22 protein-coding genes are annotated in these 21,521 nt (G+C 39.0%); 21 read left to right on the forward strand and 1 reads right to left on the reverse strand.

Annotation, left to right across the window (positions count from 1 at the left end; translation table 11 throughout):
* The first annotated feature begins 31 nt into the window (after positions 1-31).
* The 4 genes from DL92_RS0115405 to DL92_RS19675 all read left to right on the forward strand — a co-directional run bounded on the left by DL92_RS0115405 (position 32) and on the right by DL92_RS19675 (position 3,183).
* Positions 32-1,126 (forward strand): RtcB family protein, encoded by a 1,095-nt coding sequence (locus tag DL92_RS0115405; protein WP_034462217.1) that lies wholly within the window; start codon positions 32-34, stop codon positions 1,124-1,126.
* Entirely contained in the window at positions 1,127-1,723 is a 597-nt protein-coding gene (gene prfH, locus DL92_RS0115410) for a peptide chain release factor H (RefSeq protein ID WP_026654197.1), read from the forward strand.
* A gap of 93 nt (positions 1,724-1,816) precedes the next feature.
* Positions 1,817-2,047, forward strand: coding sequence for a hypothetical protein (locus DL92_RS0115415; RefSeq protein ID WP_026654198.1), 231 nt, complete (start codon positions 1,817-1,819; stop codon positions 2,045-2,047).
* 77 nt (positions 2,048-2,124) lie between these two features.
* Positions 2,125-3,183: a YcjF family protein gene (locus DL92_RS19675; RefSeq protein ID WP_242845873.1), complete on the forward strand. Its 1,059-nt coding sequence runs from the start codon at positions 2,125-2,127 to the stop codon at positions 3,181-3,183.
* 167 nt (positions 3,184-3,350) lie between these two features.
* Here DL92_RS19675 and DL92_RS0115425 read toward each other — a convergent pair whose 3' ends face one another.
* Positions 3,351-4,262 carry a hypothetical protein gene (locus DL92_RS0115425; RefSeq protein ID WP_026654200.1) on the reverse strand — a complete coding sequence of 304 codons (912 nt, stop codon included), beginning with the start codon at positions 4,260-4,262 and terminating at the stop codon, positions 3,351-3,353.
* 236 nt (positions 4,263-4,498) lie between these two features.
* On the opposite strand from DL92_RS0115425, the gene DL92_RS19680 reads away from it, so the two are divergent.
* The 17 genes from DL92_RS19680 (at position 4,499) to DL92_RS0115505 (ending at position 21,515) form a co-directional block, all read left to right on the forward strand.
* Positions 4,499-5,329 carry an Rpn family recombination-promoting nuclease/putative transposase gene (locus tag DL92_RS19680; RefSeq protein ID WP_051594027.1) on the forward strand — a complete coding sequence of 277 codons (831 nt, stop codon included), beginning with the start codon at positions 4,499-4,501 and terminating at the stop codon, positions 5,327-5,329.
* A gap of 73 nt (positions 5,330-5,402) precedes the next feature.
* Entirely contained in the window at positions 5,403-5,900 is a 498-nt protein-coding gene (locus DL92_RS0115435) for a GIY-YIG nuclease family protein (RefSeq protein ID WP_026654201.1), read from the forward strand.
* A gap of 156 nt (positions 5,901-6,056) precedes the next feature.
* On the forward strand, positions 6,057-6,827 hold the full coding sequence (locus DL92_RS19685) for a hypothetical protein (protein ID WP_051625388.1): 771 nt from the start codon (positions 6,057-6,059) through the stop codon (positions 6,825-6,827).
* Positions 6,828-7,149: 322 nt separating this feature from the next.
* Positions 7,150-7,827, forward strand: coding sequence for a hypothetical protein (locus DL92_RS0115445; RefSeq protein WP_051625389.1), 678 nt, complete (start codon positions 7,150-7,152; stop codon positions 7,825-7,827).
* Between the two features lie 23 nt (positions 7,828-7,850).
* Entirely contained in the window at positions 7,851-8,522 is a 672-nt protein-coding gene (locus DL92_RS0115450; RefSeq protein WP_026668214.1) for an HAD family hydrolase, read from the forward strand.
* A gap of 18 nt (positions 8,523-8,540) precedes the next feature.
* Positions 8,541-8,834: a hypothetical protein gene (locus DL92_RS0115455; RefSeq protein ID WP_026654204.1), complete on the forward strand. Its 294-nt coding sequence runs from the start codon at positions 8,541-8,543 to the stop codon at positions 8,832-8,834.
* A 15-nt stretch (positions 8,835-8,849) separates the two neighbouring features.
* Positions 8,850-9,683 (forward strand): AIM24 family protein, encoded by an 834-nt coding sequence (locus DL92_RS0115460; RefSeq protein ID WP_026668215.1) that lies wholly within the window; start codon positions 8,850-8,852, stop codon positions 9,681-9,683.
* A gap of 144 nt (positions 9,684-9,827) precedes the next feature.
* Positions 9,828-11,003: an AAA family ATPase gene (locus DL92_RS0115465; protein WP_026668216.1), complete on the forward strand. Its 1,176-nt coding sequence runs from the start codon at positions 9,828-9,830 to the stop codon at positions 11,001-11,003.
* Complete coding sequence (locus tag DL92_RS0115470) at positions 10,996-11,646, forward strand: hypothetical protein (RefSeq protein WP_026668217.1); 651 nt, start codon at positions 10,996-10,998, stop codon at positions 11,644-11,646. Before DL92_RS0115465 ends, DL92_RS0115470 begins: the two co-directional genes overlap by 8 nt.
* Positions 11,647-11,764: 118 nt before the next feature.
* Positions 11,765-12,910, forward strand: coding sequence for a YcjF family protein (locus tag DL92_RS0115475; RefSeq protein ID WP_026668218.1), 1,146 nt, complete (start codon positions 11,765-11,767; stop codon positions 12,908-12,910).
* A gap of 56 nt (positions 12,911-12,966) precedes the next feature.
* Positions 12,967-13,554, forward strand: a complete 588-nt coding sequence (locus DL92_RS0115480) for a DUF2971 domain-containing protein (RefSeq protein WP_026668219.1) — start codon at positions 12,967-12,969, stop codon at positions 13,552-13,554.
* A gap of 17 nt (positions 13,555-13,571) precedes the next feature.
* A complete protein-coding gene (locus tag DL92_RS21155; RefSeq protein ID WP_155841198.1) occupies positions 13,572-13,715 on the forward strand; it encodes a hypothetical protein in 144 nt (47 codons plus the stop codon).
* 86 nt (positions 13,716-13,801) lie between these two features.
* Complete coding sequence (locus tag DL92_RS20505; protein ID WP_026668220.1) at positions 13,802-14,938, forward strand: HNH endonuclease domain-containing protein; 1,137 nt, start codon at positions 13,802-13,804, stop codon at positions 14,936-14,938.
* A complete protein-coding gene (locus DL92_RS0115490; protein ID WP_026668221.1) occupies positions 14,916-15,233 on the forward strand; it encodes a nucleoside triphosphate pyrophosphohydrolase in 318 nt (105 codons plus the stop codon). The genes DL92_RS20505 and DL92_RS0115490 overlap by 23 nt, the downstream gene beginning before the upstream one ends.
* A gap of 438 nt (positions 15,234-15,671) precedes the next feature.
* Complete coding sequence (locus DL92_RS0115495) at positions 15,672-17,441, forward strand: ammonium transporter (protein ID WP_026668222.1); 1,770 nt, start codon at positions 15,672-15,674, stop codon at positions 17,439-17,441.
* A gap of 357 nt (positions 17,442-17,798) precedes the next feature.
* Complete coding sequence (gene asnB, locus DL92_RS0115500) at positions 17,799-19,382, forward strand: asparagine synthase B (protein WP_026668223.1); 1,584 nt, start codon at positions 17,799-17,801, stop codon at positions 19,380-19,382.
* A gap of 24 nt (positions 19,383-19,406) precedes the next feature.
* Positions 19,407-21,515, forward strand: coding sequence for a glutamine synthetase III family protein (locus DL92_RS0115505; protein ID WP_034469457.1), 2,109 nt, complete (start codon positions 19,407-19,409; stop codon positions 21,513-21,515).
* Positions 21,516-21,521: the final 6 nt, after the last annotated feature.

Consider the following 21,521-nt stretch of genomic DNA (forward strand, 5'->3'; position numbering starts at 1 on the left):
TGTAAATGGAAAATATGCAGAAGCACAGATTATGTGCAAACAGGAGTTTGATGGTTCAAATGTATATGAGTATGCCCTTTCGCAGATTCAGATGATCTGTGATAACAGAGCGGCGGAAGGCTCGGTAATAAGAGTTATGCCGGATGTTCATCCTGGGAAAGTCGGACCCATCGGGCTTACCATGACGGTCACTGACAGGATTCTTCCTTCACTTGTGGGTGTTGACATCGGATGTGGAATGCTCGCCGTAAAGCTGAGCAAGTTTCGAAATGATTTTCAAAAGCTTGATGCGGTAATCAGAGATAACATACCTGTTGGATTAAACATAAGAAAAAAAGTTCATAATGGCGCGGTATTTCATTTGGAGAGCCTTCGCTGCTATAAGCACATCAGAAATGATAAGGCTCTTTTGAGTATTGGCACACTTGGTGGTGGAAATCATTTTATTGAGCTGGATATTGATGAAAAAAAGGAAGTATATCTGATCATTCATAGCGGTAGCAGGAATCTGGGCAGAGAAGTGGCTGAGTATTACATGGCAGCAGGACAGAAGCTTCTAAAGGAACAGGGAAAAGAAGATGTTCCTTACGAGATGACCTATCTTTCGGGAAATCTTATGGAAGATTATCTGAATGACCTTGCGGTCGTGCAGGAGTATGCAGCCTTGAACCGCAGAATTATTGCTATGGATATCATGAAAGGTATGAAATGGAAGGGGATAGAAGAGGTTTCATGCATTCATAACTATGTTGACTTTGCCGGAGATGCACCTGTTCTTAGAAAAGGTGCAATCTCCGCTGCGGAAAATGAGAATGTTATCATACCCATCAATATGAAAGACGGCGTGATACTTGGAAAAGGAAAAGGAAATGTCATGTGGAACAATTCTGCACCACATGGTTCGGGAAGAATCTTATCAAGAGGAGAAGTGACCTGTTCGCACACTGTGTCTGAGTTTAAGGCATCAATGAAGGGGATTTATTCCACATGCATCGGAAAAGATACTCTGGATGAGGCTCCATTTGCTTACAGAGGAGTGGACTATATTAAAGAAGCTATAGAGGAAACGGTGTCGATCGATAAGATACTAAAACCAATCTACAACTACAAGGGAGGCAATTCATAAATGATATTACAGATAAGTTCCGGAAAGGGCCCTGTTGAATGCAGGGTCGCTGTCGGAGGAATATATAGAGCTTTGAAAAAAGAATTTTCGGATATTGAGATGATAACATCAGTGAAAGGGGAGATTGAAGGAGCATTTTCATCAATTGTCTTTTCATCTGTACAGAATCTTTCAGGGCTTGAAGGAACAATGCAGTGGATCTGCAAGAGCAAGTACAGACCGGGGCATAAGAGAAAAAACTGGTTTGTTGATGTAAGTGTTATTCCCGAGCCTGAAGTGATAAGCGAAAAGCTTACCGCTGATACCGTAAGAATCGAGAAGTTTCACAGCGGTGGTCCGGGCGGTCAGAACGTCAACAAAGTCGAGACGGGAGTCAGAGTCATCCATATTCCCACCGGTATTACAGTATCGTCAACAAGAGAACGCTCACAGTTCGCCAACAAGCAGGATGCTCTCAAGAAATTGTCCGCAGTTCTCAGAGAGCTTAATGAAACAAGCAAGGATTTGCAGAAAAACGACGCCTGGAGCAAACATGCGCAGATTGTGCGCGGAAACCCAATCCGTGTATACGAAGGAGAGAAGTTTGAGCTACGGTGACGGGGTTAGTGGACTATTTTGAAAAAGCCATTGAATATATATAATGTGGAGCAAACTATTACTAAATAGTGTTACTAGGCGGGAATTTGTTATATGACAAAAGAACAACAGATGATTGAGTATATGTTTCAAGATCTTGTTGAAATGCTGACCGAGGACAAGAATCTAGAATACGATAAAGCAATGCATATAATATATGATTCAGAAGTATACGAGAAACTTTTGGATATAGAGACAGGATTATATGGAGAAAGTCCAGCATATGTTTATGATCTCTTACAGGATGAGCTGAAATATGGGCATATAGTACAGATGGAGATATAGTTTTGTTATCACTTACATATTTAGATAAGAGAGTTTGTGATCTTTAGATTGTAATATTTGGAGGTTCGCTTATGGAGATGGGAAATGTTCTTGTTATCGGCAATTCAGGTGTTGGCAAGTCGACACTGATAAATGCGGTTATTGGAACAGAAGATGCAGAAACCGGAATTGGGTATGAGGGAACTACAAAGAATATACATATATATTTGAACGAAGAGATTGGTTTGAGGCTTGTAGATACAGCGGGATTTGAACCATCTTTTATCAAGAAAATGAAGGTTATTCAGGAAGTACAGAAATGGTCTAAGCAGAGTGTTACGGATGAGGATCATAATATTAATGTGATTTGGTTCTGCATTGATGGAACTTCCAGTAAACTATTTGATGATACTATCAAAAATCTTATGAGAGCAACAAGTATTTGGAAATCAGTTCCGATTATTGTTGTTATTACAAAATCGTATTCTGTGCCGGAACGTGATCAGAATATTGAATTAGTAAAAAAAGTATTCTATAGACAGAAAAAAGCAGGAGCAAATCTTCGTGAGATTATTCCGGTTGTTGCAGCAACATATGTGCTTAATGATGACGCTTTTGCTGCACCGTATGGAATACCGGAACTTATAGAGAAGACAGTTGCATTGTTACCTGATGGAAAAAAGGCAGCAATTAATGATGTCAATTCATATAAATTACAGCGCAGGAGATTGATGGCGCAGTCTGTTGTTGGAGTAGCGACTACTGCGGGAGTAGTTGTCGGAGCAGTACCTATTCCATTTCCTGATGCAATGATTTTATCGCCAACTGAGATAGCAGAAGTAAATGCAATAGCCTCAATTTATGGAATAAAAAAGGATGATAGAAGCAAGAAGTTTATTAAAATTATCATTGAAGTGGGGACGGTAAGTGCAGTTGCAAGAAATGCAATAGTTGCTTTGAAAGCTATTCCTGGATTAAACCTTGCTGCAAGCGTTGTTAATGCAGTTATAGCAGGAGGATTTGTTGCGGCAATAGGAGAAGGGGCAATCTATGCTTTTGAACAAATATATTTAGGAAACAAAACGCTTGATGATATTGATTGGATTACAAAGTTTATTGAATCTAAATTTGCAACAAAAAACAGAAGAAATCTCTGATGGAGCTGATAAGAAGCAGATTGTAGAGGCAATAAAGAATGCGTTCAGAAAACAATGACATCTTGAATCTGTGGTTCAAGAATGCATCAACCAAGCCAATTAGAATCGACTTCGTCGATGAGGCTTGGTTGACTCTTGTATCACTTTCTCACGAAATCCGCACTTGCTTACTGAGGGGTATCGGATTTGTAAAATACAGGATTGTAAACACCGCCATCAAATTCATATAGTTGGATATAGACGTAATCATTAGAATAATCAGAATAGGAAGCAAATTCGGAATTGGAATTTTTTGGATATATGCGATATGCCAATTCAACAAAGCCTCCGCAGTTTTCTCCATCTGCATCTAAGAAGGAATCCGATAAAAAGTTGACTACACAGTAATAGCTGCCGTCATTCCATTTTGTCACGTATATAGGTTTTTGATTTTCAAAAGTATTCACATTATTTTCTTTGTGCATTTCAAGAATATCAGTATCATAACCACCTGTAATAATGCCATCTGAGTCGAGAATCACATCCGGTATGATGTCTCCACCGCCAAATGAATCATTGGTATTGGAAGTCGTTTTGTATGTTCCTTCAAACTCAGAGAAGTCACCTTCATATATCGGACCTGTTTCAACCTTTTTTTCAAAGGATACGAGACCATCCTCACCTTCAATATTTAGAACATCACCTTCGATAGTGTAATCATATGAAGTTCCATCGCAATAATAGATCTTTTTTTCGTCATAGGTAAAACTTCGTACCCCTCCGATATCGTAGTTTTCGCAAAAAACGCCATTATTTTCTTCAAAGAAAGTGTAAGACGTTTCAAAGCTGACTTCCTCACCGAAGATTACATCGTTGTCTTCTCTTACATATTTTCTGCTAATAAGAGAATTGGCCTGAGTGCTTTCAGAATTATTTACCTGTTCTTGATTTTCTTTATTTAACAATTCAGAACCCGTGTGCGATAAATCTGCCGTTGCATTTTCGTTGTTTTCGTCTGTTTGGCTTACGCAGCCTGTTGAAGTAGCTACGATAAGACATAATGTGCATATTAAAATTGGGTTAGTAATTCTTTTTTTCATTAAATGCTCCTATCTTGATTCATCTTTCTTTCCGTGTGATTGATTATACATCCCTTGCAAAAATAGTACAATTTATGCGATTCGCAAAAAGGTCGAGGTATTTGATGACAGCAGCACTAGATTTGATATAATGTATATGAATATGATTTGTTTTTTTATCATTTAAATATTTCCTAATGGGTTATCTTCTGTGATTTAAAAGAACAAAAAAATATGCATTGAAAGGAAGATGATCCATGAATCAAAAAGAATTTAAAGATTTGACTTTTGCGGATGATTTTATGTTTGCAAAAGTGATGCTTAATGAAAAGCTTTGTAAGCAGTTGCTTGAAATAATTCTTGAAGTAAAAATCAAGAGTTTGTCTTATCCGGAAGAACAAAAGGTTATTGATCCGTCATACGATAGCAAGAGTGTAAGACTTGATGTGTATGTGGATGATGAAAAAGGGACCGTTTATAACATTGAGATGCAGACAACCAATCCCGGCAACATTCCGAAACGGGCAAGGTATTATCAGGGAATGATAGACCTTAACTTGATAGAAAAAGGCGAAGACTATGCGAAGCTTGCCAAAAGCTATGTGATTTTCATTTGCATGGAGGATATATACGGGATAGACAAGCCGACGTACAGATTTGAAAATTACTGTAAGGATTATGGCATTTCACTGGGAGATGAGACATATAAAGTTATACTTAATGCATCCTGTACGGAACTTCAGGATACTGAACTCGGTAATTTCTTGAGATTTGTTCGTACCGGAGAACCAACAGATAAGTTCACAGATGAGTTACTTGACGAAGTAAATTCAGTTAAGCGTAATGAAAGATGGGAGGTGGAGTATATGACACTTCTAATGCGAGATAGAGAGAAAATTGAAGAAGGAAGAAGAGAAGGTATAAAAGAAGGAAGTCGATATGGTGATGCGAAAAGACTTGTAAGTGCAGTTCAGAAGATGATGGATAAGTATCATTTTTCATTTGAAGATGCATGCGACGGTTGCGATGCAACTGTAGAGGAGTATCACAAAGCTGTCGAACTTTTGAAGAAAGAAGATATTACCTGATTTTTATACAGTGAATAAATTGTTTTAGTGTGCACCACAGCTTTACAATAATCAAAAAAAGCGGAGCGGCTACATGACTACATCAGATCAGACACAGGAAATTCTTTATGTGATTTCAAATCATAAATTTCCGAGCGACAATTATGGAAATGATGATTTTCTCAATAACTGGCCTATGCTCTATATTCTTGAGAATGGGAAAAAGATCTATATTGGTGAATCCACTAATGTTTCCGAGAGGATGAAGCAGCATTATAACAATCACGAGAAAAGAGAATTTAAACAAGTTCATTTTATCTATTCAGAAAGATTCAATCAGTCGGCGACATTTGACTATGAATCTAAGCTGATCCAGTTTGTTTCCGCAGATGGCAAGTTTATCATAACCAACAAGAACGATGGTATCGCCAACAAGAATTATTTCAGAAAAGCTGATTACGACGATACCTTTGAACAGCTATGGAATGAGCTGATATGTCATCGCCTCGCTGACCACTCCCTTGAGTGGATCAAGAACAGCGAGTTCTACAAATATTCTCCATTTAAAGAATTGAATAAAGATCAACCATAGATCCCTTCATCAGCGAACGATTAGTGATTCAGATATTACGTACATTAATGACTGTTTCTTTGCTAAAGCAACAGTTTGACTTTGAGGGATTTTTCTTAAATGATATACTTAATAAAATGGAAAACGGAGAAGTAGAGGGGATTTGAGTAACACAAGATGGGTGAATTTTTTAAAAGCAACAATTATTTGAGAACTATATATAAGCATAAGAACTTACCGGTATATGTAACTGATGAGTTTGATTTTTATAGATGTGTGGAATTCAATGAAAGTTTTTATGGTAAATCTGTTTATGATCTTCACGCAGGAAATTTAAGAGAATGTACAGGACGCTATTCAAAGCTTTTTCCTAACCAGCGTATTTCATATTGGGCTGATTCACCAGATACTTCGCGGGCAGAAATAAAAAAACATGGGGCGAGTAACAATATCATAACTTTTTGGGCTTATGATGATGCAACCAGTACGATTCCTATTACTGATAATGATGAGCAGTTGATTATTATTGATGGCAGAAAATGTGGAGTTCAGGAATTGATAGACAAGATAGATAATGGTATATCACTTACATTAAGTGAAGAGAATATGATGAAATGTATTTTGGAGCAGAAACCAGATTGTTTGGTTTATGATTCAAGAGCGTACAAGGGTGGAGAAAACTATATTTTTCTTGAAAAAGGTTTCAAGAAATTAGCGGTGAGACAACTAAGACTACGTCTTGGAAATAGAAGTGCCAAGAATTCGCAAACGATTGTTTGCGCGGACACTAGCGATTATATGCCACTCGTTAAGAATTACGGATGCTGTTTAGAGCCTATAGCGCGCGTGGGGGTAAAAAGAGAATTCTTGGAATCAGAACAATATAAGTATTATATGAAGAATTATGATATTTCAGCCGATAAGTTGCGTTCGGCGTTTAGGGATTAGGAAGGTAGTATTGTTATGTGTGGTAAATCAATTATAAGCCCTAGTGGAGTTACAGTCTTTAAAGGAGCCAGAGTATCTGGCGGAACAGTACCATCATTTGAGACAAGAGGTAAATCTTATTTTAGATTGCGACAGCAACTGGAAAGTGATGGAACGATAGTTGATATGGGGTAGCACGACTATAAGTTCAATGCTCCGTCAACAGCCTTGGCGATTGTAATAGGACAAGCTTCCAATTGATTGGTAGAAACGTTCATGAGTAGTGATAAAATAGTCCACAAACCCCGTCCCCTAGGACTATTTGGAAAGAAGCACTGAAAGCATGCAGGGTAAAGAGGAGATGAAAGGAATTATGGAAGATGAGCATTTTGAAATTATAGGCGGTGCTGATGGCCCTACATCTATATTTATTTGTGATAAGTCAAAGAAACAGACACTACCGCAGAGAATAATGTCTTTTTCATATAGGATAAAAAGGTGGTTTATTGAAAAAAGTATTAGACCCGGTGTGCATAGCTTAGATGAAGTTGAGGAATATATTAAAAGCAGGTATGGTTTTGTGGAAGTAGATCGAACTGAGTTCGAGTTTGAATATGAGGAAACACGTACGGCATTTCTTTTTAAGTATAGATCCGATCTGGCTCAAGGGCGGGATATCGATCTGGATTTTGATATAACGGATGATGCAGAAGAAATGCTTATTCGATTGAATGAGAAGATAAAAAAGGAAAAAGAGATTGCTGATTCAATTCCGCAGGAAGTTTTTGATATAGATTTCCATAAGTATGTAAAAAAAGGGAAAGATAATGATGATTCTATGCATATTATAATTGAGAAGAATAATGATTATCTTGCTGCAGGAGCACAGGGAAGCAAGAAATTTATGAAGATGTTTAATAGTGTTTACAAGGATATATATAAATACTATGGCGTGTCAGAAGAGGACATTCAGAATAAGACTGAGCGATATAAAGACCTGGTTATCGAATTGAGTAGGTGAATATTTAAGGTAAGAGGCTCCCAATGATTAAAAACATAATATTTGACGCATACGGCACACTAATTTCAACAGGCACCGGTTCTGTTGATGCGACCAAAGCAATCTTCAGTAAATACGATCTTGCAGAAGATGCGGATGAAATCTATAAGAAATGGAAAAAGATACATAGGGAAAATATCTTTTCACTTGAAGAATTTATAACGGAGGAAGAGATATTCGTTAAAGATCTTGAAAAGATGTTTGAACTGTACGGCATAACAGGTGATCCGAAAACTGCGATAAAACCTATGCTTGATTCACTTGTTGATAGAAAGCTCTTTGAGGAAACTGAGAGTGTTATTGATAAATTGAGCGAAAATTACATTATTGCTATAGGTTCAACAACAGACACAGCTCCTTTGCTACATAATATAGAAGGTACATCACTGGAACGCATAAATCCGATATTTACGTCTGAGATACTAAGGTGCTATAAACCGAATGTCAAATTCTATTCGGAGATTTTGCACAGAACAAAATGGAAAGCGGAAGAATGTCTTTTTGTCGGAGATTCCTTGGATGATGATGTAATCGGACCTATGAAAGAAGGGATGGCAGTAGTACTAATTGACAGAAAAAAACAATATGCTTCTGTGCCGGAAGGAGCTAAGAGGATTAAATCGCTTACAGAGCTGTGTGGGATTATAAATGATTGATAATAAAATGAGGACACTATGAAGCTGGAAAACGAGAAGATTCGCAATGAAAAGCTATATCGTGTCGGATATATACCAAGTATCGACAAATATGTTATGGCATGCGTTGTTACGTGGGTTGCATGGTATGACGAGTATTTTGAAATAACCGAAGAGGAGTACAATTTATTTGGAACAGAGAGTTTAGATGAGCTTGCTAATAAGCTGTGCAATCAAGGTAGTGGCTCGCCTCGTTTTCTTTTCTCTGATAAGAGTGAAGAAAATACAAAAGAACAGCAAAAACTAAGGGATAAAGTAATTTCAGAATCATAAACCGGAGGACACAATATGAACATTAAGAATTTTGAAAACGAAACAAGGAAGTTTGTTGAGAACAACGGAAATTTTCATGTGCTTGAGTATATGCTGGACAGTAGCGTATCTCCGGCAAATGCTTCGACTGAGTACTTTATGAGTAAGATGGGAGTGCACAGAAGGCAGGTTGCGATTGAGCTTGATGATAATCATTCAGCGATTATTCAGGCTGGTGCTATGCAGTGGATGGCTGGAAATGTAAATGCGACCACAGGAGTTAAGGGAGTGGGAGATCTGCTTGGTAAAATCGTGAAAGGTGCTGTTACGGGTGAGTCAGCAATAAAGCCTGAATATGTAGGAAACGGCTGGCTTGTTTTGGAACCCACATATAAATACATTATTCTTGTTGATGTTGCGCAGTGGGGCGCAGGAATGACTATTGAAGACGGAATGTTCTACGCATGCTCGGGAACCGTAAAGACAAGTGTTGTTGCAAGAAAGAATCTTTCTTCGGCTGCGCTTGGAGGAGAAGGTCTTTTTAATCTAAGCTTGTCTGGTTCAGGTGTTGCTGCGCTTGAAAGTAATGTTCCATATAACGAGCTTATCGAAGTTGATCTCAACAATGACACATTGAAGATTGATGGAAATCTTGCTGTGTGCTGGTCTTCAAATCTTGAATTTACTGTAGAGAGAACGACAAAGACATTGATTGGCTCTGCAGCCAGTGGAGAAGGACTTGTGAATGTATATAGAGGTACCGGAAAGGTTTTGATGAGTCCTGTTGCACCTACAAGCTCATTATATGCGGCCACAAATTCTATCGCAGCAAAGGCAGCAGCTATAACAAGCAATACATTAGGAAAATAAAAGATGGTTTTTGCTAAACGATATTTTGGTTTTGGTAGGTGCCTTCATAATGAAAAAACTTAAAAAGTTTTTACCTAAATCAAAAATCTGGTTTAGGTAAAAACTTTTGTGCTATAATAGAGGCATCGAAAAGGAGATTAAAGGATGCTGATAAGTTTTAAGTTCAATAATTTTTGTTCTTTTAATGTTGAGAGTGAATTCAGTATGGAAGCGCCTAACAGTAAGGTGAAGACTAGATATCCGGACAATTACACTTCTTCGGATGTGGGCTACGATCTTTTGAAAACTGCAGTGATAGTAGGTGAAAATGCGGGTGGTAAGTCTAATTTTATTGGTAGTCTTAAATTTTTGAAATCGCTGATAGATTACAATTTGCAGGTTCAGTCGGTTGGTGCATTTGTTAATGTCTCCAGTTATCTTACTGATAAGAATCCTGAGCAGAGATTTGAAATATGCTTTATATCAGAACAGGGAAAATGCTACAAGTATTCCCTTGGAATTGATTCGATTGGAATTACAAGTGAAGCACTATATAAGCAGAGCAAGCGTAAAGGAGCTTTTTCTTGTCTTTTTTCTGTGTGCAGAGATAAGGACGGAAAATATGAGAAGAAAGAGGGGAAGGTTTCGGAACTGGATGTTGCTTTGAAAAACAGCAATAACAGTTACGGACTTTTCATAAGCAAGCTTGCGCTACTTGGCAATGAAGACGCGAGCGAGACAACAAGCTGGTTCAAGAATGTTTTGCTTCCGGGAGCTGTTCCTGAAGATCATGACGGAAATCCTTTTAATAAAGATGAAGATATCAAAGTCATGCGCGATCCGCGTTTTATAGATATTTTCCGCATGGTTGATTACAGTATTTCAGGGGTTGAAGTTGATAATGATAAACCTTACGGTAAATCGCTGATTATCAGAAAAGATTCTGATGGTAATGAAATTCGTAGGGAACTGCAGCAGGATTCTACAGGTGTCAGGGAGTTTTTTGCATGGGCTGTTCAGATTTTCAGAGTGGTTTATGAGAACAGGGTTGTATTTGCCGATGAGATGGACAGGGTACTGAATCCTATACTCTCAGACAGAGTGATTGCTTTTGTTAATGGAGAGGAACACAAGGGGCAATTTATCTTTTCTACGCATAATGTACTGCATTTGAATCTCAAGACTTATATGAAGGAACAGATTTATTTTGTTACCAAGAGTAAGGATAGTCTTACTTCTGAGCTGTATTCACTTTCGGATTTTCCTGAAGTGCGGTATGAGACTGCTAAGGTATATGAGTTTTATATGAAAGGAATATTGGGAGGTACGGCTTTTGAGTAGAAAAGAGAGGATACTAAAGAAAAGGTATGCCATTTTTTGCGAAGGTGATACGGAGTATAATTACATTGACAAGATGCGTAAGAAGCAGGGTGTCGAACTTGTTCTAAAGCCTATTAATATGCACGGTGGTGGATATTCTAATTTTTTGAAGCAGATTAGAAAAGAGGCGCAGACCAATTATCTTGCTAAGTTTATTATTGTTGATGCTGACAGGATTAAAACTATACCCGGTGAGCAGGAAAACTTCTTGAAGCTGCTGGAGTATTGCGTGATACAAAATAAGAAGGGAAATACACCGCATTTTTTGATCGCAGATAACCCTGATTTTGAGTATGTAGCTTGTTTACATGATGCGGAATATAAGGGGCAGGATACTAAGAATTATATTGTCAATGCTTGGAAGTTTAAAGATATTTCTGCTTTTAAACGAAATGAAGATGTATATGAGTTTCTTAATACAGGGAAGAAGTCTTACATGAACTTGCTTGAGTCAATTAAGAAGCAGGAAAAAATGATTTCCAATAAATATGAGATCAAGAAAAAGATTTTTGATATAAAAATTAAGAAGACAGATTATGATAAGGAAGCGGTGAATAAAAGGAATAGCAATATTGAAGAGTTTTTTGAGGTTATTGATTGGTAAAAGCGTTTGTGAGTAGCGGCAAAATGGTCAACAAACCCTGTTCACTAGGAGTATTAAGTCTTGGTTTTTTACATTAGTATAAAACAGTCTTTACATTGTCATATTTGGAGGTTCACTTATGGAGATGGGAAATGTTCTGGTTATAGGCAATTCAGGTGTTGGCAAGTCGACACTGATAAATGCGGTTATCGGAACCGAAGATGCAGAAACCGGAATAGGATATGAGGGGACTACGAAGAATATAAATATATATTTGAACGAAGAGATTGGTTTGCGGCTTGTAGATACTGCCGGATTCGAACCGGCTTTTATTAAGAAAATGAAGGTTATTCAGGAAGTGCAAAAATGGTCTAAGCAGAGTGTGACTGATGAAGATCATAGCATTAATGTAATCTGGTTCTGTATAGATGGAACTTCCAGTAAACTATTTGATGATACTATTAAAAATCTTATGAGAGCAACGAGTATTTGGAAATCTGTTCCGATTATTGTTGTTATTACAAAATCATATTCTGTTCCAGAACGTGATCAGAATATTGAATTGGTTAAAAAGGTATTTTACAGGCAGAAAAAAGCAGGAGCAAATCTTCGTGAGATCATTCCGGTTGTTGCAGCAACATATGTGCTTAATGATGACGCTTTTGCTGCACCGTATGGAATACCGGAACTTATAGAGAAGACAGTTGCATTGTTACCTGATGGAAAAAAGGCAGCAATTAATGATGTCAATTCATATAAATTACAGCGCAGGAGATTGATGGCGCAGTCTGTTGTTGGAGTAGCGACTACTGCGGGAGTAGTTGTCGGAGCAGTTCCTATTCCGTTCCCAGACGCAATGATTTTATCACCAACTGAAATTGCAGAAGTAAATGCAATAGCTTCGATTTATGGAATAAAGAAGGATGAGAGAAGTAAGAAGTTTATCAGTATTATCATTGAAGTTGGCACGGTGAGTGCAGTTGCAAGAAACGCAATAATTGCTTTGAAAGCAATTCCGGGCTTAAATCTTGCGGCAAGCGTTGTTAATGCAGTTATAGCAGGAGGTTTTGTTGCGGCAATAGGAGAAGGGACAATTTATGCTTTTGAACAAGTATATTTAGGAAACAAAACGCTTGATGATATTGATTGGATTACAAAGTTTATTGAATCTAAATTTGCCAAAAGTTTTATTACAAAACTTACAAAAGTTTTGGAAGAAATCTCTGATGGAGCTGATAAGAAGCAGATTGTAGAGGCAATAAAGAATGCGTTCAGAAAACAATAAATAATTGATATTGCATTTGCAAAATAACATGCGCAATGCTTATAGAGGATAATGAAATGGAGAAACCCAGTTTTATATACAAATATAAGGGAGTAAGCTCAATTACTGACCTTATAAGACTATTGGATATAATAAATAATAATAGAATTTTTCTTCCAACATATAATCAGCTTAATGATCCGTTAGAAGGGCAGATAATTAGTATTTCTACTGATGCATATGCAGGATATTCGATGTCCTTGGCTGCAGATGAGGAAGATATGTTTATCAAGGATAAAAAAGAGAAATTTAAAGTTTTATCATTATCAGAACAGTGGAATAATCCTCAACTTTGGGCACATTATGCAAATGGATATAAAGGTGTATGCCTGTGCTTTTCTACAAAAGGGGTATTTGGAGAAATTGGGGAAGTTGAGTATTGTCAAGAACGAGAAGAGGAATATGTTAAATCAGATAGGGCGTTAACAAAACTTATTAGAAATAGTTTTTATAAGAAAGAGATAGGATGGAGCTACGAAAAGGAGTGGAGAATGATCACGAAATCATCAAAGAAGTATTTACAATTTAAAGATGGTGATTTGTGTGGAGTTATTTTGGGACATGGCTTAACAAACGAAGTTTCTGATTTTATAAAAAAAATATAAATAGTAAATTGCTTTTAATGAAAACAAAAGTAGGTTACAGGTCTTATAATATAAATGCTCTTCCTTTGAATTATGAATATGATTACAATGGAGTGCCAATAAAGATTTTAGATGTTGAAAAATCCCTACGAAAAGGTAGATATATATTTTTAGAAAAATGATAAATCTGATAAGTTAGTGTTTGATACATATATTCCATCACTTGCAATCACAATTTATTCCGGCAGTGATTTCATAGGGGCGATCTATGCAGTTACCACATTCTGATGAATTGAATATTGGGCATTTGAGCAGGCTTTTTGACAATACTACGAACTGTTACAAATTCTTTTGGTTTCAGGCGATACTGCGGAAATTGGATGGAAAGAATAACAGGTTTTCTTTTGATGAGCTTATTAATGAGATGATCGCGGATGCATGGTATATGGTGACTGAATATCATCTGCGTCTCGGGCCGCTTGGCATAACGGATAATCTTGAGGAAGTAGTTAAGTATATTCATAATGGATATGGTTTTATGTCTTCGGAGAAAAGAGAGAAGATAATAGCATTTTTGCAGACTACGGATGATAAGAGCATTGCAAAATACAAAGCGGATCTGACTTTGAATGTTCCTTACCGTTTGCAGGTTCCTTTCTATGATGAGATAAAAATAGAAAGAACTATGTGGAACGGTTCAAAGAAGAACCTGACGGATGAAATCAATCGTCAGCGCAGATTGATATACTATTTTGATCTGATAGGCGGACTTGATACCCGAATTGAAATAAACAGCTTGTGGTCGGAATATCTTTTTAAACATAAAGAGATATTGCGCGGCTGGGCGCAGCTTAAGCTGATACAGTATTTGCAGAATAAGAATCCGAGTGTTCCGGGAATTGCGGATAAGATTGAGGCGCCTGCTTCAAGAGATATAGAGCGAGTAAGGAAGTATTGGAAGATTATTGTGCAGATAGATTCTTCGCTCAGAGATATTTATGGTGATGTTTTTTTGGCAGACGAGATTATATCTGTAGATCATTTTGTGCCGTGGCAGTATGTTGCACATGATGAGCTTTGGAATCTTCATCCGACAACAAAGTCAATCAATAGTAGTAAGAGTAATTCTTTGCCTTCTTGGGATATGTATTTTAGATCACTTGGCGACATTGAGTATCGTGCTTATGAGCTGAAAGCAAAGAATGATATCGTGGCGCGTGAGTTTAATAAGATAGCGCTGTATCATCTTAATAATCAGGAGATACGGAATCAGTTATATTCGGATGGACTTAACAGGAATGCTTTTATCGAGCGCCTTGAACATATCATAAAGCCTGTATACGAGTCGGCGCAGACACTGGGATTTAAGGAGTGGATTTACAATGGCTGTAGTAACACACAATAAACTTGTCAGGGATAAGATTCCCGAGATTATAAAGAATGACGGCAGAATATGCAAGACGGAGATTTTGCCGGATGATGATTATTTGGCGATGCTTGATGCGAAATTGGACGAAGAGCTAAATGAATATCACAAAGATCAGAACATAGAAGAACTTGCGGACTTAATGGAAGTAATCTACGCCGTTGCCGAAGCCAGGGGCTACACGCTTGAGCAATTGGAATCTGTGCGAAAAGAGAAGGCGGAAAAAAGAGGAGCGTTTAAGGAAAAGATTTTTCTTAAAACCGTTTATGAGTAGTGGCAAAATGGTCCACAAACTCCGTCCCCAAGAGACCATTCGAATTTAGAAAATTTTATGCTTGACAACTCATATATGTGAGAGTAGAATCATAAAACATAAAGACAAGGGCGTCTTAGAGAATAACTCTAAGGCGCTTTTTCTGTTTTTCGGGCTGTAACTGTGTGTTTATGCCCTGATGCAATCGGTATAATATTTCCGGAGTATTATAATCTCGGTTGTATACAAGTATTCGTGGATTAAAGAATATTTGTGAAATCGTTGAAAAATCGAGGAATGAGGCGGTTTTTCACAGAAGCGATTTATAAATAAAAAATAATATCAATTCTGATGCAATGGGGCATCAACCTTCTACGGTATTAGTAGATGGCTGATGTCCTGTTGTTTTTTGTTCAAAAACGAAATAGATATTGAACAAAAAGGGAGAGGAGAAATTGTATGAGTGAAGAAATCTTAAGTGCAATAGACAGTAGTGTCTTCGGTGTCTGGTTCCTCATTGGAGCAGCATTAGTATTCTGGATGCAGGCCGGATTTGCAATGTGCGAGGCCGGTTTTACAAGAGCCAAGAATACCGGAAACATCATAATGAAGAACCTTATGGACTTTTGTATAGGAACCGTAGTTTTCATCTTAATCGGATTTGGACTTTTCCTCGGTGAGGATATGGTCGGAATCATCGGAAAACCCGGATTTGACATTTTTACAAACTATGCAAACTTTGATTGGTCCAACTTTGTATTTAACCTTGTTTTCTGTGCTACTACAGCAACAATCGTTTCAGGATCGATGGCTGAGAGAACTAAGTTCTTATCATATTGTGTGTACTCGGCAGTCATTTCAGCAGTTATCTATCCTATTGAAGCACACTGGACATGGGGCGGCGGCTTCCTTTCGCAGATGGGCTTCCACGATTTCGCAGGTTCCAACTGCATTCACATGGTAGGTGGTATTTCAGCACTTATCGGTGCAGCAATCCTTGGACCCCGAATCGGTAAGTTTGAAAAAGACAAGAACGGAAAAGTTACAAAAGTAAATGCTTTCCCCGGTCACAACCTTGTAGCTGCATCACTTGGTGTATTCATCCTTTGGCTTGGATGGTACGGATTCAACGGAGCAGCTTGTACTTCAATCGATCAGCTCGGATCGGTATTTGTAACAACAACAATCGCACCTGCACTTGCAACAGTAACATGCATGATCTTCACATGGGTAAAGTATGGCAAGCCTGATGTTTCAATGTGTCTCAACGCATCACTTGCAGGTCTTGTAGCTATCACAGCTCCTTGTGATGTAACAGATGCTTTTGGTTCGATCATCATCGGAATCGTTGCCGGACTTCTTGTTTGCTTCGGTGTTTGGTTCCTTGATTATAAGCTTCACGTAGACGATCCCGTCGGAGCAGTTGCAGTACATTGCTTAAACGGTATCTGGGGAACACTTGCTGTAGGTCTTTTTGCAACAAATACAGCACCCGGTTATTCAATCGCCGACTCAGCAGGAAATGAGCTTGTAGGTCTTTTCTACGGCGGCGGATTCAAGCTCCTTGGATTACAGTTCATCGGTATGATCTGCACAGCAGCTTGGACAGCAGTAACTATTACAATTACTTTCCTTGCTATTAAGAAGATTATGGGACTCAGAGTTACAGAGGAAGAAGAAATCCTCGGACTTGACTCTACAGAGCATGGACTTGCATCAGCATATTCAGGATTTGCCATCATGGATGTTTCAAACACCTTGAATATGTCAGTTAACGAAAATACAGACCTCGGAGTAAGTTCTTACGAAGAGGCTTCAGAAATACAGAAGAAAGCTTCGGTGCCTGTTGTTACAGCACCTGTACATACAGAATCAGGAATTCATAAAGTTGTTATTATCGCTAAGTTGTCCCGCTATGACAAACTGAGACGTGCGATGAACGAACTCGGCGTAACCGGGATGACTGTTACTCAAGTCATGGGTTGCGGCATCCAGAAAGGCTCAGGCGATATGTATCGCGGAGTTGAGATGGACGCAACCCTCCTTCCTAAGATCAAGTTGGAAGTGGTTATCAGCAAGATTCCTGTTGAAGATGTAATTGAAGCTGCTAAAAAGACTCTTTATACCGGCCACATCGGAGATGGAAAGATCTTCGTTTACAGCCTTGAAAACGTCGTAAAGATTCGTACCGGCGAAGAAGGAGCAGCAGCGTTGGCTGACGTTGAGTAGAGCACTTGGCGAGGTTTCATACGAGCCTAGTGCGAACCATGGGGATGTACTTGCTGTGAGAACTTGCTGAGGTATTTACGAAGCTAGTTCGAACGTCTTACATCGATCGAAGTGAGATGTAAGTTCAACTGAGTTTAGTCCCCGATATAAAGGTAAATAAATTCAAGCAACAAAGGCGTTTGCGCAATAGCCATTAAGGCAATATATACAATAGTTTGCGATTTTGTGCCACTACGATGAGACTGACAGGCTCATCGTAGTGTTTGGCACAATCGGAGCAAAATATTGTATATATTGCCGCCCAGGCTATTACACAGACCGTTTGAATAAATGAAACACCGGGAGGAAGGATAAAGTATGTGCGCAATTCTTACATACGCTAGAGCAGATGTTGCTCAGGAATTTTTTGAAGAAATGTTATATAAGACTCATTCCAGAGGCCCCGACATGTCGAGAACTCTGAAGGTCGACGAAGGATGGATGGGATTTAACAGACTCTCCATCATGGGATTAAATGAAGCGGGTATGCAGCCCTTTTCATTAAATGGAAACGTAGTTATATGTAACGGAGAATTATACGGATTTGAGAATATCAAAAATTATCTCATTTCCCTGGGCTACAGCTTTAAGAGCGAAAGTGATTGCGAGATACTGCTTCCTCTTTATGAGAGGCTCGGAACCAAGATGTTTGGATTTTTGGATGCCGAATTTGCATGTGTGATCTATGACGCGGCAAAGAGAAAGTTCATAGCCGCAAGAGATCCAATCGGTATCAGACCTCTTTATTACGGATACGACGATGAAGGACACATCCTTTTTTCATCGGAACCAAAGAATATCACAGGTACATGTCGGAAAGTTATGCCTTTCCCGCCCGGACATTACTACGAGGACGGGGAATTTGTATGTTATAAGGATATGACTGACGTAAAAGAAATTTCGACAGACAGCCTTGAAGTCATAACAACAAAGATACACGACAAGCTCGTAAACGGAATAGAAAAAAGACTCGACGCTGATGCGCCCGTAGGATTCCTTCTTTCCGGAGGACTTGATTCATCACTTGTTTGCGGTGTTGCCGCAAGACTTTCGGACAAGCCGATTGAGACATTTGCGATTGGAATGGATATCGATGCGATCGACCTTAAATATGCAAGGGAAGTTGCGGAGTACATTCACAGCAATCACCACGAAGTCATAATCACCAAAGAAGATGTGCTTAACGCACTCGAGCCTGTTGTTGAGGCACTTGGAACTTACGACATCACAACAATAAGAGCTTCCATCGGAATGTATCTTTTGTGCAAATGGATACATGAAAACACCGATATCAAAGTAGTTCTTACAGGTGAGATCTCAGATGAGCTCTTTGGTTATAAATATACGGACTTTGCTCCGAGCGCCGAAGCCTTCCAGGAAGAGGCAAAAAAGAGAGTGAGAGAGCTTCACATGTACGATGTCCTCAGGGCAGACAGATGTATCAGCGTAAACTCACTCGAAGCAAGAGTTCCTTTCGGAGATCTTGATTTTGTAAGTTATGTAATGAGCATAGATCCCGAAAAGAAGCTCAACACATACGGAATCGGAAAGTTCTTATTAAGAAAGGCTTTTGAAAAAGATGAAGTTATTCCAAGATCGATCCTTATGAGAGAAAAGGCAGCTTTCTCAGATGCCGTAGGACATTCGCTCAGGGACGACCTTATTGAATATGCTGAAGGGAAATACTCTTTTGCAGATCTTGAAACAATGAAAAAGAAGTACACTCATGCAACTCCATTTACAAGGGAGTCTCTCCTGTACAGAGAACTGTTTGAGAAGTACTATCCCGGTCAGTCAGATATGGTAGTAGATTTTTGGATGCCCAATAAGAGCTGGGAAGGCTGTAATGTTGACGATCCTTCCGCAAGAGTTCTTTCAAACTACGGAGCATCAGGAAAATAAATATTAAAAACGGAGGAAATTAAAATGATCGATGCAGAGAAATTAACAGAAGAATTTGGATGTCTTGTTTTTAATGACAAGGTTATGAAAGACAGGCTTCCTAAGGACATATACAAGGCAGTTCACAAGACAATTGAGAAAGGAACACATCTTGAGCTTGATGTAGCAAATTGCGTTGCTGCAGTAATGAAAGAGTGGGCAGTAGAGCACGGTGCAACACACTTTACACACTGGTTCCAGCCTATGACAGGTCTTACAGCCGAGAAGCATGACAGCTTCATTTCACCTACAGAAGACGGCAAGGTTATCATGGAGTTCTCAGGAAAAGAGCTCGTAAAGGGTGAGCCTGATGCTTCAAGTTTCCCTTCAGGAGGACTTCGTGCAACATTCGAAGCAAGAGGATATACAGCTTGGGATCCTTCATCACCGGCATTTATTAAAGACGGATCTCTTTACATTCCTACAGCATTCTGCTCATACGGCGGAGAAGCTCTTGATAAAAAGACACCTCTCTTAAGATCAATGGAGGCTCTTTCAAGAGAAGCTGTTAAGATGCTCAAGCTCCTTGGATATGAGGACGTTAACAGAGTAAGCACAACAATCGGTTCAGAGCAGGAATATTTCCTTATCGATAAAGAAGATTACAAACTCAGAAAAGACCTTCTTTTCACAGGTAGAACACTTCTTGGTGCGCCTGCAACAAAAGGTCAGGAGATGGAAGATCACTACTTCGGTGTAATTAAGCCTAAGGTTTCAGCATATATGCACGATCTTGACGAGGAACTCTGGAAACTCGGAATTCCCGCAAAGACAAAGCACAACGAGGTTGCTCCTTCACAGCACGAGCTTGCACCTGTATTTGAGACAGCAAACATCGCTGTAGATCACAACCAGCTCACAATGGAAGTTATGAAGAAAGTTGCTGACAAGCACAACTTCGCATGCCTCTTACATGAGAAGCCATTCGAGGGAATCAACGGTTCAGGTAAGCACAACAACTGGTCTGTTTGCACAGATACGGGAATGAACCTCTTAGATCCCGGTAAGAACCCCGGTGAGAACACTCCTTTCCTTGTAGTCCTTATGGCAGTTATCGCAGCTGTTGATGAGTATGCACCACTTCTTAGACTTTCCGTTGCATCTGCAGGAAACGATCACAGACTTGGCGGAAACGAGGCACCTCCGGCAATCATTTCAATTTTCGTTGGTGACGAGCTTAGCGAAGTACTTAAAGGTGTTGAAGAAGGAAACGCATACCACAGCAAGGGCAAAGTTCAGATGGGAATGGGAGCAGAAGTTCTTCCTCACTTCACAAAGGACAACACAGACAGAAACAGAACATCACCTTTCGCATTTACAGGTAACAAGTTCGAGTTCCGTATGCCCGGTTCTGCAGTTTCTGTAGCAAATGCAAATATCGTTCTTAACACAGCGGTTGCAGAAGAGATCGCAAAGATCTATGCAAAGCTTGAGGGCGTTGAGAAAGATAAGCTTAATGAAAAGATCGCAGAAGTACTTAAAGAGACACTTGTAGCTCATAAGAGAGTTCTCTTTAACGGAAACGGATATACAGACGAGTGGGTAGAAGAGGCTGCAAAGAGAGGACTTCCCAACCTTAAGTCACTTCCCGATGCACTTCCTTACTTCAAGGAAAAAGAGTCTGTTGATCTCTTTACAAAGCACGGCATCTTCACAAAGGAAGAGATTGATTCAAGATATGAGATTCTTCTTGAGAACTACTCAAAGTCAATCCACATCGAGTCTTTGACTTTGCAGGAGATGGCAAAGAAAGATCTCATGGAAGGACTTATCGCATATCAGAGCGATCTTCTTGAAGAGGCAGCAGGGAAGAAGAGCCTTCTTGGAGAAAAGAGTGCAACATTCGAGATTGAGACACTCAAAGCAATTGACGAAGCTCAGGGTAAGATGAGCGAAGCTCTTAAGAAACTTGCAGCTGATACAACAGTTGCTGAGGGTAAGACTGAAGTTCTCGAACAGGCTTCTTACTACCAGAAGACAATTCTTGCAGACATGGATGAAGTGAGAAAGTATGCAGATGCTGCAGAAGCGCTTGTTCCTGACAGCTATCTCGGATATCCGACATACGGACAGATGCTTTTCTCATTAAGATAAAAAGGA

The sequence above is a fragment of the Butyrivibrio sp. AE2005 genome, from assembly GCF_000686965.1.
GTDB classification, from domain to species: Bacteria; Bacillota; Clostridia; order Lachnospirales; family Lachnospiraceae; genus Butyrivibrio; species Butyrivibrio hungatei_A.

What these genes read in the sequence shown, in the direction of transcription:
- DL92_RS0115405 (WP_034462217.1), top strand. Translation starts at nt 32, where the DNA reads ATGTGCAAACAGGAGTTTGATGGTTCAAATGTATATGAGTATGCCCTT.
- prfH (WP_026654197.1), top strand. Translation starts at nt 1,127, where the DNA reads ATGATATTACAGATAAGTTCCGGAAAGGGCCCTGTTGAATGCAGGGTC.
- DL92_RS0115415 (WP_026654198.1), top strand. Translation starts at nt 1,817, where the DNA reads ATGACAAAAGAACAACAGATGATTGAGTATATGTTTCAAGATCTTGTT.
- DL92_RS19675 (WP_242845873.1), top strand. Translation starts at nt 2,125, where the DNA reads ATGGGAAATGTTCTTGTTATCGGCAATTCAGGTGTTGGCAAGTCGACA.
- DL92_RS0115425 (WP_026654200.1), bottom strand. Translation starts at nt 4,262, where the DNA reads ATGAAAAAAAGAATTACTAACCCAATTTTAATATGCACATTATGTCTT.
- DL92_RS19680 (WP_051594027.1), top strand. Translation starts at nt 4,499, where the DNA reads ATGAATCAAAAAGAATTTAAAGATTTGACTTTTGCGGATGATTTTATG.
- DL92_RS0115435 (WP_026654201.1), top strand. Translation starts at nt 5,403, where the DNA reads ATGACTACATCAGATCAGACACAGGAAATTCTTTATGTGATTTCAAAT.
- DL92_RS19685 (WP_051625388.1), top strand. Translation starts at nt 6,057, where the DNA reads ATGGGTGAATTTTTTAAAAGCAACAATTATTTGAGAACTATATATAAG.
- DL92_RS0115445 (WP_051625389.1), top strand. Translation starts at nt 7,150, where the DNA reads ATGCAGGGTAAAGAGGAGATGAAAGGAATTATGGAAGATGAGCATTTT.
- DL92_RS0115450 (WP_026668214.1), top strand. Translation starts at nt 7,851, where the DNA reads ATGATTAAAAACATAATATTTGACGCATACGGCACACTAATTTCAACA.
- DL92_RS0115455 (WP_026654204.1), top strand. Translation starts at nt 8,541, where the DNA reads ATGAAGCTGGAAAACGAGAAGATTCGCAATGAAAAGCTATATCGTGTC.
- DL92_RS0115460 (WP_026668215.1), top strand. Translation starts at nt 8,850, where the DNA reads ATGAACATTAAGAATTTTGAAAACGAAACAAGGAAGTTTGTTGAGAAC.
- DL92_RS0115465 (WP_026668216.1), top strand. Translation starts at nt 9,828, where the DNA reads ATGCTGATAAGTTTTAAGTTCAATAATTTTTGTTCTTTTAATGTTGAG.
- DL92_RS0115475 (WP_026668218.1), top strand. Translation starts at nt 11,765, where the DNA reads ATGGAGATGGGAAATGTTCTGGTTATAGGCAATTCAGGTGTTGGCAAG.
- DL92_RS0115480 (WP_026668219.1), top strand. Translation starts at nt 12,967, where the DNA reads ATGGAGAAACCCAGTTTTATATACAAATATAAGGGAGTAAGCTCAATT.
- DL92_RS21155 (WP_155841198.1), top strand. Translation starts at nt 13,572, where the DNA reads ATGAAAACAAAAGTAGGTTACAGGTCTTATAATATAAATGCTCTTCCT.
- DL92_RS20505 (WP_026668220.1), top strand. Translation starts at nt 13,802, where the DNA reads ATGCAGTTACCACATTCTGATGAATTGAATATTGGGCATTTGAGCAGG.
- DL92_RS0115490 (WP_026668221.1), top strand. Translation starts at nt 14,916, where the DNA reads ATGGCTGTAGTAACACACAATAAACTTGTCAGGGATAAGATTCCCGAG.
- DL92_RS0115495 (WP_026668222.1), top strand. Translation starts at nt 15,672, where the DNA reads ATGAGTGAAGAAATCTTAAGTGCAATAGACAGTAGTGTCTTCGGTGTC.
- asnB (WP_026668223.1), top strand. Translation starts at nt 17,799, where the DNA reads ATGTGCGCAATTCTTACATACGCTAGAGCAGATGTTGCTCAGGAATTT.
- DL92_RS0115505 (WP_034469457.1), top strand. Translation starts at nt 19,407, where the DNA reads ATGATCGATGCAGAGAAATTAACAGAAGAATTTGGATGTCTTGTTTTT.